This is a genomic window from Massilia sp. YIM B02769 (assembly GCF_030411995.1).
In the GTDB taxonomy this organism is placed as follows: domain Bacteria; phylum Pseudomonadota; class Gammaproteobacteria; order Burkholderiales; family Burkholderiaceae_D; genus Telluria.
The window spans coordinates 499,366-515,416 of sequence record NZ_JASNRC010000001.1 but is presented as its reverse complement, the minus strand read 5'-3'; the positions used below and the strand labels follow the sequence as shown (position 1 = coordinate 515,416).

Below are 16,051 nucleotides of genomic sequence, written 5' to 3'. Positions count from 1 at the left end.
AAGCGTTACTGCTGCCAGGAACCGACGTCGGCATCTTCGCCTTCGCCGCCGGCCTGGCCATCGCCGCCGAACGAGAACACGTCGATTTCGCCATGCAGGCCTGGCTGCAGGTACTGGTAGGGGTTACCCCACGGATCTTTCGGCAGACGCTCGACGTAGCCGCCTTCCTTCCAGCCGTTGGCGGATGGGCCCGAGGTCGGCTTGGTGGTCAGGGCTTGCAGGCCCTGCTCGGTGGTCGGGTAGCGCTGGTTGTCGAGCTTGTAGAGCTTGAGTGCCTGCATCAGGGTGGCGATGTCGGTCTTGGCGGCCACCACGCGCGACTCGCCGGTACGGCCCAGCACCTTCGGCAGCACAAGGGCGCCGAGAATGCCGATGATGACCACGACCACCATGATTTCAACGAGGGTGAAGCCGCGCGCGAAACGGCGGCCAACTGCACGGTGCGAAACGATCTGCATAGTCAATCTTGGATAAGTGGATCGGAACAATCGGCTTAGTATAAGGCGGATTGCTGGCAGCGGCCATCGTGAATGTGTCGCGGTGCGCCGGCAGGGTGACGCATTGTATTGCAGAGCTTCAGGGCGCGCACCTCAAACGTGTACGGCGCGCCGGGCGCAGACTGGGCAGGCCGGATTGCGGGCGGCGCCGATGCTGGTCCACTCCATCGCGCGGCCATCGAGCATGAGCAGCCTGCCGGCCAGCGGCTGGCCCACGCCCATGATGAGTTTCAACGCTTCGGCCGCCTGGATCGCGCCGACGATGCCGACCAGCGGCGCAAAGACGCCCATCGTGCTGCAGGCAACGTCCTCGAAGCCACTGTCTTCGGGGAAGACGCAGGCATAGCAGGGGCACTTTTCCTCGCGCATGTCGAAGACCGACAACTGGCCGTCGAAACGGATGGCGGCGCCGGCGACCAGCGGGGTGCCGGTGGCGACGCAGGCGCGGTTGACGGCGTGGCGGGTGGCGAAGTTGTCGCTGCAGTCGAGCACGACGGTGGCTTCGCGGGCCAGTTCCAGCAGGCGTGCCGCGTTGGCGCGTTCCTTTAGCGCGGTCACCTCGACCTCGGGGTTGATGGCGTGCAGGGCGGCGCGGCCCGAGTCGACCTTCGCCATGCCGATGCGCTCGGTCGTGTGCATCACTTGACGTTGCAGGTTGGTGAGGTCGACTTCGTCGTCGTCGACCAGGGTGATGCGGCCGACGCCGCTGGCGGCCAGGTACAGGGCGGCCGGGGAGCCGAGGCCGCCGGCGCCGATGATGAGGGCGTGCGCGGCCAGCAGGCGTTCCTGGCCTTCGATGCCGATGTCGTCGAGCAGGATGTGGCGCGAGTAGCGCAGGAGTTGGGTGTCGTTCATGGGGATGATTGCAAGTGCTGGATGCGGCCGGTATCCTGAACCGTACGGTGGGGGTTAAGAGGCCGGAGGCCTCTTAACCGAAGTGCCCACGCGGAACGATGCTTCATCGGCGGCTACCGTGCTTGTGATAACACGCACAGGTTGATGAGCGTCCTGATGAGGACACGTAGCATTTGTTCCCTCCGAGACGTCGACAATCATCATCTGGCCAGGCCAGCACACACGCCAACCATGCGGAGTTCCGCGTGGGCACTCCGTGCCCACCGTACGGTCACCGTTCCGGGCCATAACGTGGCCGGAACGACGTTACTTTTTGCCGCCTTTGATCTCCGGCGGCTTGGTGTCGGCGCCCGGCAATTCCTTCGGCTCGGTCGAGGCTGCTTCCTTCGCCTCCTGCTCCTCCGCCTTGACCGTCTTCACCGGCAAGCCCTTGAAGTGATTCAAGGCCTGGGCCAGCTGGAAATCGTCCTTGCCGCCCAGTTCCAGTGGCTGGCGGTTCTTCAGCACGGCCAGCGCCTTTTGACGCTGCTCGGCTTCGTCGCGCGCCTTCTTCGCATCCGGCTTTTCGTTCTCGCCGGTCAGGTGGCGCTGCAAATCCGCTTCGCGCACGCGCAGGGCGTTCAGGCCGTCGCCTTCGGCGGTTTCTTCCACCGCCAGATCGGGCACGATGCCGGTGGCCTGGATCGGCCGGCCCTTCGGCGTGTAGTAGCGCGCCGTGGTCAGCTTGATCGCGGTGTCGGCAGACAAGGGACGCAAGGTCTGTACCGAACCCTTGCCGAAGGTCTGGCTGCCCAGGATGATGGCGCGCTTGTAGTCCTGCAGGGCGCCGGCGACGATTTCCGAGGCCGAGGCCGAACCGCCGTTGACCAGCACCACCATCGGCACGGTTTTCAATTCGGCCGGCAACTTCGCCAGCGGATCGGCGCCGCGCGGCGCATAGAATTCGCGGCGGCCATAGAAGGACGCGTTCGAGTCAGGCAATTGACCCTTGGTCGAGACGATCAATTCTTCCTTCGGCAGGAAGGCGGTCGAGACGCCGATCGCGCCCGGCAGCAGGCCGCCCGGATCGTTGCGCAAGTCGAGCACCAGGCCCTTGATGCCGGGATTGTCCTTATAAAGTGCCGCGGTCTTGCTCGCCAATTCGTCCAGCGTGGCTTCCTGGAACTGGCTGATGCGCACCCAGGCGTAGCCCGGCTCGACCATCTTCGCCTTCACGCTCTGGACGCGGATTTCCTCGCGCATCACGGGCACCACCCAGGGGCGGTCGTCGCCGCGGCGGGCGATGGTGAGCGTCACCTTGGTGCCGGGCTTGCCGCGCATCTTTTTCACGGCGTCATCGATCGACAAGCCCTTGACCGGGGTATTGTCGATGCGGGTGATCAAATCGCCCGCCTTGATGCCGGCGCGGTAAGCCGGCGAATCCTCGATCGGCGAGACGATCTTCACGTAGCCGTCTTCGGCGGCCACTTCGATGCCGACGCCGACGAACTTGCCCTGCACGCTTTCGCGCATCTCGCGGTAGGCCTTCTGGTCGAGGTAGACCGAGTGCGGGTCGAGCGAGGCGACCATGCCGGAGATGGCTTCGGACAAGAGCTTCTTGTCCTCGACCGGCACCACGTAGTCGCTCTTGATCAGGCCGTACACGTCGGCCAGCTGGCGCAGTTCTTCCAGCGGCAGCGGACTGCCCTCGCCTTTCTGGGCCCAGGCCGAGACCTGCACCGTGAGGGCCACACCGGCCACCAGTCCCAGGCCGACCAGCCCCGCGCTTTTCGCTTTGTTACCCATTGCTACCCCTAGAAGTTGATCCAGCTCGCCGGATCGAATGCCTTGCCAAGATGCCTGAGCTCGAAGTATAGACCCGATTCTTCGTTACCGCCGGTATTGCCCGCGCTCGCGATCGGCTCCCCGGCGCGCACGGCGTCGCCCACACGTTTGAGCAGGGTCTGGTTGTTGGCATAGATCGACAGGTAATCGCCGCCGTGGTCGACGATGATCAAATTGCCGAAGCCGCGCATCCAGCCCGAGTGCACCACGCGGCCGACGGCCACGGCGCGCACCTCGCTGCCTTCCGGCGCCTTGATGAACATGCCCTTCCAGCTCGGGCCGTCGCCGCCGCGCTTGGCGCCGAAGCGCGCGGCAATGGTGCCGCTCAGCGGGCTGCTCAGGCGCCCTTTCATCTTGGCGAATGCCCCGGCCGGCGCCGCTGGCGCCAGGGAAATATCCGGCGTACGCTCTTCCTGCTGCGGCTGCTCGGCCACCTTCGGCTCTTCCGGCTCGGGCAGCGGTTTCGGCGCCGGCTTGCCGGCTTTCTTCGCTTCGCGCGCCAGGCGTTCGCGCTCGCGTTCACGCTCGGCCTTGGCGGCGGCGCGCGCTTCGGCGCGGGCCTTGGCTTCGGCAGCGGCCTTGGCACGGGCGGCGGCCAGGGCTTCCTGGCGCTTGCGCTCGGCTTCTGCCTGCTGACGGATGAGCACGGTCAGCTTGTCGACCAGGCCGCTCATGCGCTGCTCGTCGCGCTGCAGGGTATCGGCCTGCTTGCGCTGGGCCACCAGCTTGCTCGACAAGTTGCTGAGCAGGGCGGCACGCTTGGTCTTTTCTTTTTCCAGGACCGATTTCTGGTCGCGCTGTTCCTGGGCGATTTCTTCCAGCTCGGTCTTGGCGTTCTCGACCTTGTCGCGGTTTTCCTGCACCTGCGCCAGGTTCGCGTTCAGCGAACCGATCAGGCGCGCCTGGGCCTGCGACACATAGGCCATCATCTGCAAATCGCGGTTGATGCGGTTCGGGTTGTCGCCCGAGAGCAGTAGCTTGATGCGGTCCTCGTTGCCGGCGACATAGTGCTCACGCAGCAGAGCCGACAATTGTTTTTTCTGCGCAACAATTGTTTGTTCGAGACGCTGATGTTCGGTGGCCAGGTCCTGCAGACGGGCATTGGTTTCCTGCTGCTCGTTGGCAAGGTCGCGCAAGGCCCGGTTGGCGTTCGAGATGGCCGCTTCCGACTCGGCCAGGTCATCGGCCACGTCTTCCTTCTCGTCCTCGGTACGGCTGATCTCTTTCTTCAGCACCGACAATTGTTTCTGGATGCCGGCGCGCTTGGCTTCGGCGGCCGCCTTTTGACGGCTGCGCTCGGTAGGCTTGCCGGCGGCCAGCGCCTGGCCTGCGTATGGCAGGACCAGTGCGAGGGCCAGCAGGCCGTGCAGCAGCGCGCTGCCGGCCGACTTCTTTACTTGGAAATACAAGACTTACTTCGCCTTCCCTTGGTTGGCCACGGCCGCCATGGCGGCATTGATGGCGTCCTGGTCGCCCAGGTAGTAGTGGCGGATCGGCTTCAGGTTCTCGTCGAGCTCGTACACCAGCGGCTGGCCATTCGGAATGTTCAGGCCGACGATGTCGGTGTCGCTGATGTTGTCGAGCATCTTGATGATGGCGCGCAGGCTATTGCCGTGGGCCGAGATCAGGATCTGCTTGCCGGCGCGGATGGCCGGCGCGATTTCCTCGTCCCAGGCCGGCATCACGCGCGCCACGGTGTCCTTCAGGCATTCGGTGAGCGGGATCTGGGCCTTGTCGAGACCGGCGTAGCGCGGGTCCTTGAACGACACGCGCTCGTCCGACTCTTCCAGGCTCGGCGGCGGGGTGTCGTAGCTGCGGCGCCAGACCAGCACCTGCTCGTCGCCGAATTTGGCGGCGGTCTCGGCCTTGTCGAGGCCTTGCAGGGCGCCATAGTGGCGCTCGTTCAGGCGCCAGTCGTTGATGATCGGCAGGTACATCTGGTCCATTTCGTCCAGGGCCAGCCAGAGGGTGCGGATGGCGCGCTTCAGGACCGAGGTGTAGGCCAGGTCGAAGGCGAAACCGGCTTCGCGCAGTACGCGACCGGCGGTGCGCGCTTCGTTGACGCCCTTCTCGGTGAGGTCGACGTCGGTCCAGCCGGTGAAACGGTTCTCGAGGTTCCAGGTGGATTCGCCATGGCGCATGAATACGATCTTGTACATAAGCTCTTCTTTAAAAAGTCTGCAAAAAGTTTCTCGAAGCCCCAACCGATGCCCGGTCCGGCTTCTATTTTATAATGCTCGGATTGACTTCAACCAATGGAAGCCTTGTGAAATTCATCCTCGATAATATCTTCATTGTTGCAATTGCTGCCATTTCGGGTGGCGCGCTGCTGTTCCCGGCGCTCATGCCGAAGGGCCGCCGCGCTACCGCTCTGCAAGTGACCCAGTTCATCAACCGCGGCAAGACCACGGTGCTGGACGTCCGTAGCGCCGACGAGTTCGCCGCCAGCCACCTGCGCGACGCGAAAAACATTCCGCTGGCAGACTTGGGCAATCGCATCGGTGAACTTGAAAAATCGAAAACCCGCACCATCGTGGTCGTATGCCAGAGCGGCGCGCGTGCCGACAAGGCGGCGCGCCAGCTGAAAGCGGCCGGCTTCGACGACGTGGTCAGCCTGGAAGGCGGCATGAACGCCTGGACCACGGCCGGCCTGCCGGTCACCAAGTAAACCAAAGAATCTGGAAGGAAGAATGATGAGCGCACACGTTGTCCTGTACCACACCGCCAGCTGCCCCTACTGCGTCCGCGCCGAGCGCCTGCTCGAAGCCAAGGGCGTGACCGAGATCGAACGCATCCGCGTCGACCTGGACCCGGAACAGCGCCAGATCATGATGCAAAAGACCGGCCGCCGTACCGTGCCGCAGATTTACGTGGGCGAAACCCACGTGGGCGGTTTCGACGATTTGTATGCGCTGGATCAGGCAGGACGCCTGGACCCGCTGCTCAAGGGCGAATAATCGGGTCTAACCGGGGTTGATGGCACCTGGTAACGCCAAGCTGGATTGCCGCTTCTTTTGGTGGGGACGAGTCCCCACCCTACGGGCCAGCGCCGGCGCGGGATTGCCGCAAAATGGCCCGCCGCCGGAGCTATTGCATCCAAATTGATTTTGATACAATTGCCGGTGCGTTTGACTCCAAGCCCATCGGGGCGGCGCGTTGCCGTCCCTTTTACTCCATAACGAAAGCGTTCCATGTCTGACGAAAACCTGCAACCAGTATTCCAAATCCAACGCGTCTACCTGAAAGACATGTCGCTGGAGCAACCGAATTCCCCGGCGATCTTCCTCGAGCAGGAAGCCCCGACCATCGAGGTCTCGCTGGATGTCGGCGCCGAAGCCATCGCCGATGGCATCTACGAGTCGACCGTCACCATCACCGTGACCGCCAAGGTCAAGGACAAGGTCGCTTTCCTGGTTGAAGGCAAGCAAGCCGGCATCTTCGAGGCACGCAACATCCCTGCCGACCAGATGGATCCGCTGCTGGGCATCGGCTGCCCGAACATCGTTTACCCTTACCTGCGCAGCAACATCGCCGACGTGATCACCCGTGCCGGCTTCCCGCCTGTGCACCTGGCCGAGATCAACTTCGAAGTGTTCTACCAGCAGCGTCGCCAGGCAATGGCCGAAGCCGCTGCCGCAGCACCGGCAAACTAAGCAGTACCCGCCGCCCTCATGGGCGGCATCGGCGCAGCCTGGTCATACCGCGGCTGCGCTGCCGATCTCGACGGGCAGCCGCAGGCTGCGACTGTCCTTCCTGCCATATTGGCGTCTGGTTTTACCAACCCGGGGCCCCGCGATGACCCTTTCCCGATCCTTTGCAAGCGTGCTGCTGATGCTGGCATGCGGCGCCGCGTCCGCCCTCGACTTCCGCTCGGTCGGCGTGCCTTCCGTGGTCCTCTATGACACGCCATCGGCCAAGGGCAGCAAGCGCTATGTGGCGCCGCGCGGCATGCCGCTCGAAATCGTGGCGCGCTACGGCGACTGGGTGAAGGTGCGCGATGCCGAGGGCGAATTGTCCTGGACCGAAGCGAAGGGCCTGGTGGCGCGGCGCAATGTCGTCGTGAAAACGGCGCAAGCGAAAGTGCGCGCCTCGCCCGACGACAACGCGGCGCTGGTGATGACCGCCGACAAAGGCGTGCTGCTGGAACTGATCGATACGCTCGGTACTGGCTGGACCCAGGTGCGTCACCGCGACGGCATCGTCGGCTTCGTGCGCAACACCGACGTCTGGGGCAACTGAACGGATACCATGCAAGAACTGGAGAACATGAACAAGATTACCGTGCTGGGCGCGGGCGCCTGGGGCACCGCGGTGGCGATCGCCGTCGCCGCGCGCCACGATGTGCTGCTGTGGGGCCGCAATGCCGAACAAATGGCCGCCACCGAGGCCGCCCGCGAGAACACCCATTACCTGCCGGGCCAGCCGCTGCCCGATGCGCTGCGCGTGACCGCCGATTTCGATGCTGCCCTGGCGCACGTCTGCGAGGCGCTTGATGACGAGGCGCCGCTGCTGATCGCGGCCTGCCCGGTGGCGGGGCTGCGTCCGCTGCTGGAAAGCCTGAAGGGCCGCCGGATTCCGAACGTGGTGTGGCTGTGCAAGGGCTTCGAGTACGGCACCGGCTTGCTGCCGCACCAGGTGGTGCGCGAAATCCTGGGGGACGGCGTGCCGGGCGCGGCGCTGTCGGGGCCGTCGTTCGCGCAGGAAGTGGCAAAGGGCCTGCCTTGCGCGCTGACGGTGGCGTCCGCGTCCGCCGAACTGCGCGAGCGCGTGGTCGGCGCAGTGCACGGCGGCAACCTGCGCGTGTATGCCTGCGACGATCTGATCGGCGTGGAAGTAGGCGGCGCGGTGAAGAACGTGCTGGCAATTGCCACCGGGACGGCCGACGGGCTGGGGCTGGGCCTGAATGCGCGCGCGGCCTTGATCACGCGCGGGCTGGCGGAAATTACCCGTCTGGGCGAGGCGCTGGGAGCGCAGGCCGGCACCTTCATGGGGCTGACCGGAATGGGCGATTTGATCCTGACCTGCACCGGGGATTTGTCGCGCAACCGCCGTGTGGGCCTGGCGCTGGCCGAAGGCAAGCCGCTGGCGACCATCGTGGCCGAGCTCGGTCACGTGGCCGAGGGCGTGCCTTGCTCGAAGGCGGTGCGCGAACTGGCGGCCAAGCTGGGCGTGGACATGCCGATCACGAATGCGGTGGCGGCGGTGCTGTTCGATGGCTACGACGCCAAGGAAATGGCGGCGCAGCTGTTGGCGCGTGATCCGAGGAATGAGTTGGCGTAAAGCCTGGGTTAGCCGCGGCTCGAATATGATCCGCAGCTCTAACCCTTGGCCTGCGGCTTCAACGGTAGGGTGGGGTGTTTGAGGCCGGGGGCCTCAAACACGAAGTGCCCACGCGGAACGCCGGGCATTGTTGGCTGATCGACGTTCCGCGCCTCGATCATGTCGAAATGTTTCGAATGATCATTTGGAAGCGCAAACATTTGCCAGCGAAGCGATTTAAAAGCTGGTAACACCATTCATGCTTCCGCGTGGGCACAGCGTGCCCACCCTACCTCCCTCCGGCCAGCACTTCCAATGTGCTGGCTCAGCTACCCTGCCCGCGCGGATCGTTCGTCGGGCCGCCGGTGCGCACCGGCCCCAGCAGGATGGTCATCAAGGCCACCGCATCCGTGTTCGCGCGGATCGCATGCGGTTCGCCGCCCGCCAGGTAGACCATCTCGTTCGGACGCAGCACGATGGTGCGGCCGTGGGCGTCGAAGGCGATCTCGCCTTGCAGGCACAGCAGCGTCATCTCGCCCTCGACCCGGTGCTCGGGCATGGGTTTGTCGACCGGCACGACCAGCCGGATCAGTTCCATGTGTTCGGTCTTCGCCAGCGCGATCGACGTGAAATTGGCGATGTCGTCTTCGCCGCGTTCCAAGGCGATCCGTTCGCCCGATGCTGCGTGTTGCAAGGCCATGTCGCCTCCTTTCTACTCTTCGTTTGTATAAGGCACGCCGCGCAGCCAGGTGACGAGCGCGAACGCATCCTCGAATCCGCGCGCCAGTTGCGGCACCAGTTGCTCCGGCTTGTTCAGGGCCAGCGGCACCTCGGTCCAGGCAAAAAAGCTCTTCAGCTTGATGTACTCGATGTGCTCGTGGCTGGCGTCGAAGCCTTTCGGCGGCCGCTGCAGCCGGTCTTCCTCGAGCAGGCTGCGGTAGGTCGCGCGCAGGTGTTTATTCTTTAATACTTTCGCAAATCCTGTCGCATCGTTGACGATGTGCTCGCGGATCGCTTTCAAACGCGGGCTCGGCGGCAGGTATTCGCCGGCGCCGAAGCCCAGCGTGCCGTCGCCTTCGATCTGGAAGTAATAGGTCGGGCCCGCACCCGCGCTCGGACGGCGCTTGTCGTTCGGCGCGATGCCGGCCGAAAAGCGCGTTTTGTACGGCGTCTTGTCGTTGGAAAAGCGGATGTCGCGGTTGATGCGGAACATCGCCTTTTTCGGATCGCAGGCGGCAACCTGACGGTCGAATTTCGCCAATTCCCGGATCAATTGGCTGACCACATCATGGAACTCTTCGCGCAGGATGTCGTAGCGCGGTTTGTTCATGATGAACCAGGGGCGGCTGTTGTTGTCTTTGAGTTCGGTGAGGTATTGGGTCAGGTCCCGCAGGTGCATGGAAAGTCCGAAAAAGAAGAATTATTGGCGCTGGCGCGGGCGTTTTCCGACAGTCACGTCGACCGTGGATTCGCGGTTCTCGCGCATCAACTTGAGTGTGGCCCTGGCGCCCGGTTCCAGCTGGGCCACCAGGTTCAGCATCTCCCCGGTATTTGCCACCGGCTTGCCTTCGACGGCCAGCAGGATGTCGCCCGGGCGCACGCCGGCACGGTCGGCCGGGCCGTTGCGCACCACGCCGGCGATGATCGCCCCGCTCTGGCGCCCGAGGCCGAAGCTGGTGGCCAGCTCGGGCGTGATGTCCTGGGATTCGATGCCGATCCAGCCGCGCACCACCTGCCCGTGCTTGATGATCGATTCCAGCACCGTGCGCGCGGTGGACACCGGAATGGCAAAGCCGATACCGATCGAGCCGCCGGTCTGGGAATAGATCGCCGAATTGATGCCCAGCAAATTGCCGTGGGTATCGACCAGGGCCCCGCCCGAGTTGCCGAAGTTGATCGCCGCGTCGGTCTGGATGAAATTCTCGAAATGGTTGATGTGCAGGTTGTTGCGCCCCACGGCCGAGATGATGCCCATGGTCACGGTCTGGCCGACACCGAAGGGATTGCCGATGGCCAGCACCACATCGCCGACACGCGCCTCGTCGGGCTGGCCCAGCACCATCACCGGCAGGTCGCGCTCCTTGATGCGGATCACAGCCAGGTCGGTCTCGGGGTCGGTGCCGACGATTTTCGCTGCCGCCTTGCGTCCATCGGCCAGGCCGACTTCGATGGCGTCCGCGCCCTCGACCACGTGGTTGTTGGTGACGATATAGCCTTCGCCGCTGACGATCACACCCGAGCCGAGGCTGGCCAGTTGTTCCTGCGGCGGCAGGCGGTCGCCGAAGAAGCGGCGGAAGAAGGGATCTTTCAGGATCGGATGCGCTTCGCGCGAAGCCTTGCTAGTGAGGATGTTCACCACCGCCGGCATGGCGCGCCCGGCCGCTTCGCGGTAGCTGCCGGAAGCGGGCACGGCTGGCGCCTGCAGCACCGGCACCGTCTTGGCGCCGGGGCCGACCGGTACCTGCAGCGGCGCCGTGCGGCCCAGCCAGTCGGGCCGGAAGACGCTCAGGACGAAATAGATCGCCAGCACGATCGTGACGGCCTGGGCGAAGAGCAGCCACAGGCGTCGCGCCGTGCCCGGGGTAGTCGTGGTGGCGAGGTCTTTCACTGTGTCGGCGGTTCGGTTTTGCGCAGGGAATCCCGGATCTCACGGAGCAACAGGATGTCTTCCGGCGTGGCTGGCGCCTTGGCCACTTCGTCGGGTGCGACGCGCTGGCGTAAACGGTTCATCAGGCGCACCATCTGGAAAATGATGAAGGCGAGGATGATGAAATTCAGGAGAATCGTAAGGAAATTACCGTAAGCGATAACCGCCCCGGCTTTCTTGGCTTCCGCCAGTGCCAATGTCGTGCCCTGGTTATTCAAGGGAATGTAGTAATTCGCGAAATCGAGGCCGCCAAACAAGCGGCCGATGGGTGGCATGATCACGTCCTGCACCAGCGAATCGACAATGCGTCCAAAGGCGCCACCGATGATCACGCCCACCGCAAGGTCGACCACATTGCCACGCATGGCAAATTTCTTGAACTCTTCCATCATCGCCATTTTGACACTCCCATTGTTATTGAAAAAGCTGTAAGCGATGATACCGCAAGGGCTTCGATGCCGTTCGCACGCCCGGGTTCCGCCGTCTCCTCACGCAAAATGCATATTCGGTGCAGTGCAGCATGGACAAATCGTCTCACCACTACCCCGTTTGCAATATTTTTTCTCCAATAAAGATTGCCATTCACATATAATTTTGTGTTGCTGCAAGCTCTTTATTGATTCTAAAGTTTCGTAATTTCACGGAGTGGGGTTGGTATGAGTAATGAAAAGCAGGTCGATACAGGCCGGCGCGGCTTGCTGGTTGCCACATGCGCGGCCGGTGGGGTCGTCGGTGTCGCCACGGCGGGCGCCCTGGTCAGCACGTTCCAGCCATCCGAGCGCGCCAAGGCGGCCGGCGCTCCGGTCGAAGTGGATATCTCCGACGTCAAGCCGGGCGAAATGAAAGTCGTGGAATGGCGCGGCAAACCGGTGTGGATCTTGCGCCGCACGCCGGAAATGATGGCCAGCCTGCCGAAGAACGACCCGCTGCTCGCCGATCCGAATTCCGAAAAGATCTACCAGCTCGACATGCCGGACTACGCGAAGAACGAGTTCCGCGCCCGGCCTGAGCACAAGGAAGTGCTGGTTACCGTGGGCATTTGCTCGCACCTGGGCTGCTCGCCCTCCTCGCGTTTCTCCGAAGGCCCCCAGCCTAACCTGCCGGACAACTGGCACGGCGGCTTCCTTTGCCCCTGCCACGGTTCGACCTTCGACCTGGCCGGCCGCGTGTTCCAGAACAAGCCCGCCCCGACCAACATGGATGTTCCTCCTTACATGTACTTGTCGGATAACCGCATCGTGATCGGCAAAGACGAAAAAGGGGAGGCATAACATGGGCGGCCCGTTCAAGGAAACCAAACTGCCGGCCACCGCGCCGGTTGGCCACAAGGCGCTGGCCTGGGTCGACGACCGCTTCCCGCTGTCGAAACTCTGGAACGACCAATGGGGCAAGTACTACGCCCCGAAAAACTTCAATATCTGGTATTTGTTCGGTTCGCTGGCCATGCTCATTTTGGTCATGCAGATCATTACCGGCATCTTCCTGACCATGCACTACAAGCCGGACGCCAACCTGGCCTTCGGCAGTGTCGAATACATCATGCGTGAAGTGCCGTGGGGCTGGCTGGTGCGCTACATGCACTCGACCGGCGCCTCGATGTTCTTCATCGTCGTCTACCTGCATATGACCCGCGGGCTGATCTACGGTTCCTACCGCAAGCCGCGCGAGTTGATCTGGCTCTTCGGTTTCGCGATTTTCCTGTGCCTGATGGCCGAAGCCTTCTTCGGTTACCTGCTGCCATGGGGCCAAATGTCGTACTGGGGCGCCCAGGTGATCGTGAACCTGTTCGGTGCGATTCCTGTCATCGGCCCGGACTTGTCGCTGTGGATCCGTGGTGATTATGTGGTGTCGGATGCAACCCTGAACCGCTTCTTCGCCTTCCACGTGATTGCCCTGCCGCTGGTGCTGCTGGGCCTGGTAGCGGCCCACCTGATCGCGCTGCACGAAGTCGGTTCGTCGAATCCGGACGGCATCGAGGTCAAGGACAACATCGGTCCGGACGGCCATCCGGTGGACGCGATTCCGTCGCATCCTTACTACTCGACGAAAGACTTCTTCGGCGTCTCGGTGTTCCTGCTGATTTTCTCGGCGGTCGTGTTCTTCGCGCCTGAGATGGGCGGCTACTTCCTGGAGTACAACAACTTCATCCCGGCCGATTCGATGAAGACCCCGCCGCACATCGCGCCGACCTGGTACTTCACGCCCTTCTACTCGGTGCTGCGTGCTACCACGGCCGACTTCATGTACGTGCTGATGGGTGCGATCGCCCTGTACGTGATCTTCATCTGGCTGAAGTCGCGCCTGGCCTTCCGCACGAAAGTCATCGTGGCCGCGATTGCCCTGTTGATCATCATCGGCATGCTGCCGCAGGTGCTGGAAGCGAAATTCTGGGGCGTGGTGCTGTTCGGTTCGTCGGTGGTGATCATCGCCCTGCTGCCGTGGCTGGATCACTCGCCGGTGAAATCGATCCGCTACCGTCCGGACTGGCACAAGTGGGTGTATGCCGTGTTCGGCATCTCGTTCGTTGCGCTCGGCTACCTGGGTACCCAGCTGCCGACCCCGGCGTATACGATCATTTCGCAAGTGTGCACCCTGCTGTACTTCAGCTTCTTCCTCCTGATGCCATGGTGGAGCGCCGCCGGCCGGTTCAAGCCGGTGCCGACGCGCCTGACCTTCACGCCGCACTGATTGCCACCGGATAAAGGACAACCATGAACTTCACGAAGAAACTGATCGCGGTCCTGGCCCTGGTGCCAGGGCTGGTTTTCGCGGCCGAGGGCGGCTTCCCGCTCGACCGTGCACCGGAACGCCACGATATGGCCTCGCTGCAAAACGGCGCCAAATTGTTCGTCAACTATTGCCTGAACTGCCACTCGGCAAACGCCATGCGTTACAACCGCCTGCGCGACCTGGGCTTGTCGGACGACCAGATCCGCAACAATCTGTTGTTCTCAGCCGACAAAGTGGGCGAGATGATGACGACGGCCATGCGCCCGGCCGATGCCAAGTCCTGGTTCGGCGCCGTGCCGCCGGATTTGTCGGTGATCGCGCGCGCCAAGGCCTCGCCGGCCGGCAGCGGCGCCGATTACCTGTACACCTACCTGCGCACTTTCTACAAGGACGATACCCGTCCGACCGGCTGGAACAACATGGTGGTGCCGAACGTGGCCATGCCGCATGCGATGTGGCAGCTGCAGGGCATCCGCACGCCGAACATGGAAGACGCGCCGGACCCGCACGAGGCCGGCAAGACCATCCACAAGTTCGCCGGCTGGAAGCAGGTGGCGCCCGGAACGATGTCTGCTACCGAGTTCGACACCGCGACGGCCGACCTGGTTGCATACCTGAACTGGATGGCTGAGCCAGCGCAAGGAACCCGCAAGAAGCTGGGTGTTATCGTGCTGATTTTCCTGTCGATTTTCGCGTTCCTGGCCTGGCGTTTGAACGAGTCGTACTGGAAAGATGTGAAGTAAATTCGTTTTCATTGCCCGCTTGGCTATAATACGGGCAATCATTTTTCGGGGTGAGTCGCTCGGCGCTTCACCCCTTTGTGTCTTAAGGAACGAAAAACCATGATGGTTCTCTACTCCGGCACCACGTGCCCGTTCTCCCAACGCTGCCGCCTGGTCCTGTTCGAAAAGGGCATGGACTTCGAGGTGCGCGACGTCGACCTGTTCAACAAGCCAGAAGACATCTCGACGATGAATCCGTACGGCCAGGTCCCGATCCTGGTCGAGCGCGAACTGATCCTGTACGAATCGAACATCATCAACGAGTACATCGATGAGCGCTTCCCGCATCCGCAACTGATGCCGGCCGACCCGCTGATGCGCGCCCGTGCCCGCCTGATGCTGTTCAACTTCGAGAAAGAGCTGTTCGTCCACGTGCACGTCCTGGAAAGCGACCGCAACAAGACGAACGAAAAGGCCCACGACAAGGCCCGCGCCGAAATCCGCGACCGCCTGACCACGCTGGCCCCGCTGTTCCTGAAGAACAAGTACATGCTGGGCGACGAGTTCTCTATGCTCGACGTGGCCATCGCGCCGCTGCTGTGGCGTTTGGACCACTACGGCATCGAACTGTCGAAGACCGCGGCCCCGCTGATGAAGTACGCCGAGCGCATCTTCTCGCGCCCTGCCTACATCGAAGCGCTGACGCCGTCGGAAAAGGTGATGCGCCGTTAATACGGTCTGGCCGGGTGAGCTGGTCTTGCTCGGTTCTTTGAAGCGCCAGCCTGCGACGCCGTTTGGCGAATCGCAGTAGACTGGCGCCTCGCCTATGCGCGTGGGATAAGCCATCGTTGGCTCGCCCGGCGCCGTGTCCACGCACTTTGCGGACAAACTGATTTCATTTGCACATGTCTGACATCTCCACCAAGCCTTATTTGCTGCGCGCCATCTACGAATGGTGCACCGACAGCGGTTTCACGCCTTATCTTGCGGTGAAGGTCGACGCGGCCACCACGGTTCCGATGGAATACGTGCGCAAGGGCGAGATCATTCTCAACATCAGCTACGGCGCCACCTCGGGCCTGAAGATGGACAACGACGCGATCCACTTCCGCGCCCGTTTCGCCGGCGTGTCGCGCGAGCTCTACGTGCCGGTGCAAAATGTCCTGGCGATCTATGCCAACGAGAATGGCCAAGGCATGGCCTTCGATGTGAGCACCACGGCAGCCGAGATGCCGGCGCCGGACGCCGATGCATCCGCCCCGGCAACCGCACCGGCCCTGTCGGCAGTGCCCGACAGCAGCCCGGACACCGCGCCAGCGGAAGCGTCGTCGGCCCCGGACAACGGCGGCGACGAGCCGCCGAAAAAAGGCGGACGCCCAACGCTGACGCGGATTAAATAGCGGTATAATCCCAGCCGTACAGATTACGCCGGCTTAGCTCATTTGGTAGAGCAGTTGATTTGTAATCATCAGGTGGCCAGTTCGAAACCGGCAGCCGGCACCAGACACCGCAGCAAG

At 63.0% G+C, this 16,051-nt stretch carries 19 protein-coding genes and 1 tRNA gene; 11 read left to right on the top strand and 9 right to left on the bottom strand.

The features are described from left to right. Positions 1 to 5: 5 nt before the first annotated feature. The 5 genes from gspG to gpmA all read right to left on the bottom strand — a co-directional run bounded on the left by gspG (position 6) and on the right by gpmA (position 5,335). Complete coding sequence (gspG, locus tag QPK31_RS02425) at positions 6 to 458, bottom strand: type II secretion system major pseudopilin GspG (protein WP_229436040.1); 453 nt, start codon at positions 456 to 458, stop codon at positions 6 to 8. Between the two features lie 132 nt (positions 459 to 590). Continuing rightward, positions 591 to 1,352, bottom strand: a complete 762-nt coding sequence (locus QPK31_RS02420; RefSeq protein ID WP_290421340.1) for a HesA/MoeB/ThiF family protein — start codon at positions 1,350 to 1,352, stop codon at positions 591 to 593. Between the two features lie 306 nt (positions 1,353 to 1,658). Beyond that, positions 1,659 to 3,137, bottom strand: a complete 1,479-nt coding sequence (locus QPK31_RS02415; protein WP_290421339.1) for a S41 family peptidase — start codon at positions 3,135 to 3,137, stop codon at positions 1,659 to 1,661. An 8-nt stretch (positions 3,138 to 3,145) separates the two neighbouring features. After that, the gene (locus tag QPK31_RS02410) at positions 3,146 to 4,546 is read right to left on the bottom strand and encodes a murein hydrolase activator EnvC (protein ID WP_374045777.1); all 1,401 of its coding nucleotides are present in this window, start codon (positions 4,544 to 4,546) and stop codon (positions 3,146 to 3,148) included. A 42-nt stretch (positions 4,547 to 4,588) separates the two neighbouring features. After that, positions 4,589 to 5,335, bottom strand: coding sequence for a 2,3-diphosphoglycerate-dependent phosphoglycerate mutase (gene gpmA, locus QPK31_RS02405; protein ID WP_229436043.1), 747 nt, complete (start codon positions 5,333 to 5,335; stop codon positions 4,589 to 4,591). Between the two features lie 107 nt (positions 5,336 to 5,442). Here gpmA and QPK31_RS02400 point away from each other — a divergent pair, with 107 nt between their 5' ends. The 5 genes from QPK31_RS02400 (at position 5,443) to QPK31_RS02380 (ending at position 8,456) form a co-directional block, all read left to right on the top strand. Further along, complete coding sequence (locus QPK31_RS02400; protein WP_290421338.1) at positions 5,443 to 5,844, top strand: rhodanese-like domain-containing protein; 402 nt, start codon at positions 5,443 to 5,445, stop codon at positions 5,842 to 5,844. A gap of 25 nt (positions 5,845 to 5,869) precedes the next feature. Beyond that, positions 5,870 to 6,133, top strand: coding sequence for a glutaredoxin 3 (grxC, locus tag QPK31_RS02395; protein WP_056342617.1), 264 nt, complete (start codon positions 5,870 to 5,872; stop codon positions 6,131 to 6,133). Between the two features lie 234 nt (positions 6,134 to 6,367). Next, complete coding sequence (gene secB, locus QPK31_RS02390) at positions 6,368 to 6,829, top strand: protein-export chaperone SecB (protein WP_290421337.1); 462 nt, start codon at positions 6,368 to 6,370, stop codon at positions 6,827 to 6,829. 142 nt (positions 6,830 to 6,971) lie between these two features. Beyond that, positions 6,972 to 7,415, top strand: coding sequence for an SH3 domain-containing protein (locus tag QPK31_RS02385; protein WP_290421336.1), 444 nt, complete (start codon positions 6,972 to 6,974; stop codon positions 7,413 to 7,415). Positions 7,416 to 7,442: 27 nt separating this feature from the next. After that, positions 7,443 to 8,456 (top strand): NAD(P)H-dependent glycerol-3-phosphate dehydrogenase, encoded by a 1,014-nt coding sequence (locus QPK31_RS02380; RefSeq protein ID WP_290421335.1) that lies wholly within the window; start codon positions 7,443 to 7,445, stop codon positions 8,454 to 8,456. A gap of 304 nt (positions 8,457 to 8,760) precedes the next feature. On the opposite strand, the gene QPK31_RS02375 is transcribed toward QPK31_RS02380, so the two are convergent. The 4 genes from QPK31_RS02375 to mscL are packed head-to-tail and all read right to left on the bottom strand — an operon-like array spanning position 8,761 to position 11,480. Next, a complete protein-coding gene (locus QPK31_RS02375; protein ID WP_229436047.1) occupies positions 8,761 to 9,135 on the bottom strand; it encodes a cupin domain-containing protein in 375 nt (124 codons plus the stop codon). Positions 9,136 to 9,147: 12 nt separating this feature from the next. Next, positions 9,148 to 9,834: a DUF2461 domain-containing protein gene (locus tag QPK31_RS02370; RefSeq protein ID WP_290421334.1), complete on the bottom strand. Its 687-nt coding sequence runs from the start codon at positions 9,832 to 9,834 to the stop codon at positions 9,148 to 9,150. Positions 9,835 to 9,855: 21 nt separating this feature from the next. Further along, positions 9,856 to 11,043: a Do family serine endopeptidase gene (locus tag QPK31_RS02365; RefSeq protein ID WP_290421333.1), complete on the bottom strand. Its 1,188-nt coding sequence runs from the start codon at positions 11,041 to 11,043 to the stop codon at positions 9,856 to 9,858. Further along, positions 11,040 to 11,480: a large conductance mechanosensitive channel protein MscL gene (gene mscL / locus QPK31_RS02360; RefSeq protein ID WP_290421332.1), complete on the bottom strand. Its 441-nt coding sequence runs from the start codon at positions 11,478 to 11,480 to the stop codon at positions 11,040 to 11,042. Before mscL ends, QPK31_RS02365 begins: the two co-directional genes overlap by 4 nt. Positions 11,481 to 11,738: 258 nt before the next feature. On the opposite strand from mscL, the gene petA reads away from it, so the two are divergent. The 6 genes from petA to QPK31_RS02330 all read left to right on the top strand — a co-directional run bounded on the left by petA (position 11,739) and on the right by QPK31_RS02330 (position 16,037). Beyond that, complete coding sequence (gene petA, locus QPK31_RS02355) at positions 11,739 to 12,353, top strand: ubiquinol-cytochrome c reductase iron-sulfur subunit (protein ID WP_290421331.1); 615 nt, start codon at positions 11,739 to 11,741, stop codon at positions 12,351 to 12,353. A gap of 1 nt (position 12,354) precedes the next feature. Next, entirely contained in the window at positions 12,355 to 13,770 is a 1,416-nt protein-coding gene (locus QPK31_RS02350; protein ID WP_290421330.1) for a cytochrome b N-terminal domain-containing protein, read from the top strand. Between the two features lie 23 nt (positions 13,771 to 13,793). Beyond that, positions 13,794 to 14,555 carry a cytochrome c1 gene (locus tag QPK31_RS02345; RefSeq protein WP_290421329.1) on the top strand — a complete coding sequence of 254 codons (762 nt, stop codon included), beginning with the start codon at positions 13,794 to 13,796 and terminating at the stop codon, positions 14,553 to 14,555. 99 nt (positions 14,556 to 14,654) lie between these two features. Next, positions 14,655 to 15,266, top strand: a complete 612-nt coding sequence (locus tag QPK31_RS02340) for a glutathione S-transferase N-terminal domain-containing protein (protein WP_056342583.1) — start codon at positions 14,655 to 14,657, stop codon at positions 15,264 to 15,266. 173 nt (positions 15,267 to 15,439) lie between these two features. Then, positions 15,440 to 15,934, top strand: coding sequence for a ClpXP protease specificity-enhancing factor (locus QPK31_RS02335; RefSeq protein WP_290421328.1), 495 nt, complete (start codon positions 15,440 to 15,442; stop codon positions 15,932 to 15,934). A gap of 27 nt (positions 15,935 to 15,961) precedes the next feature. Then, positions 15,962 to 16,037: transfer RNA gene (locus QPK31_RS02330), tRNA-Thr, on the top strand. The last annotated feature ends 14 nt before the right edge of the window (positions 16,038 to 16,051 follow it).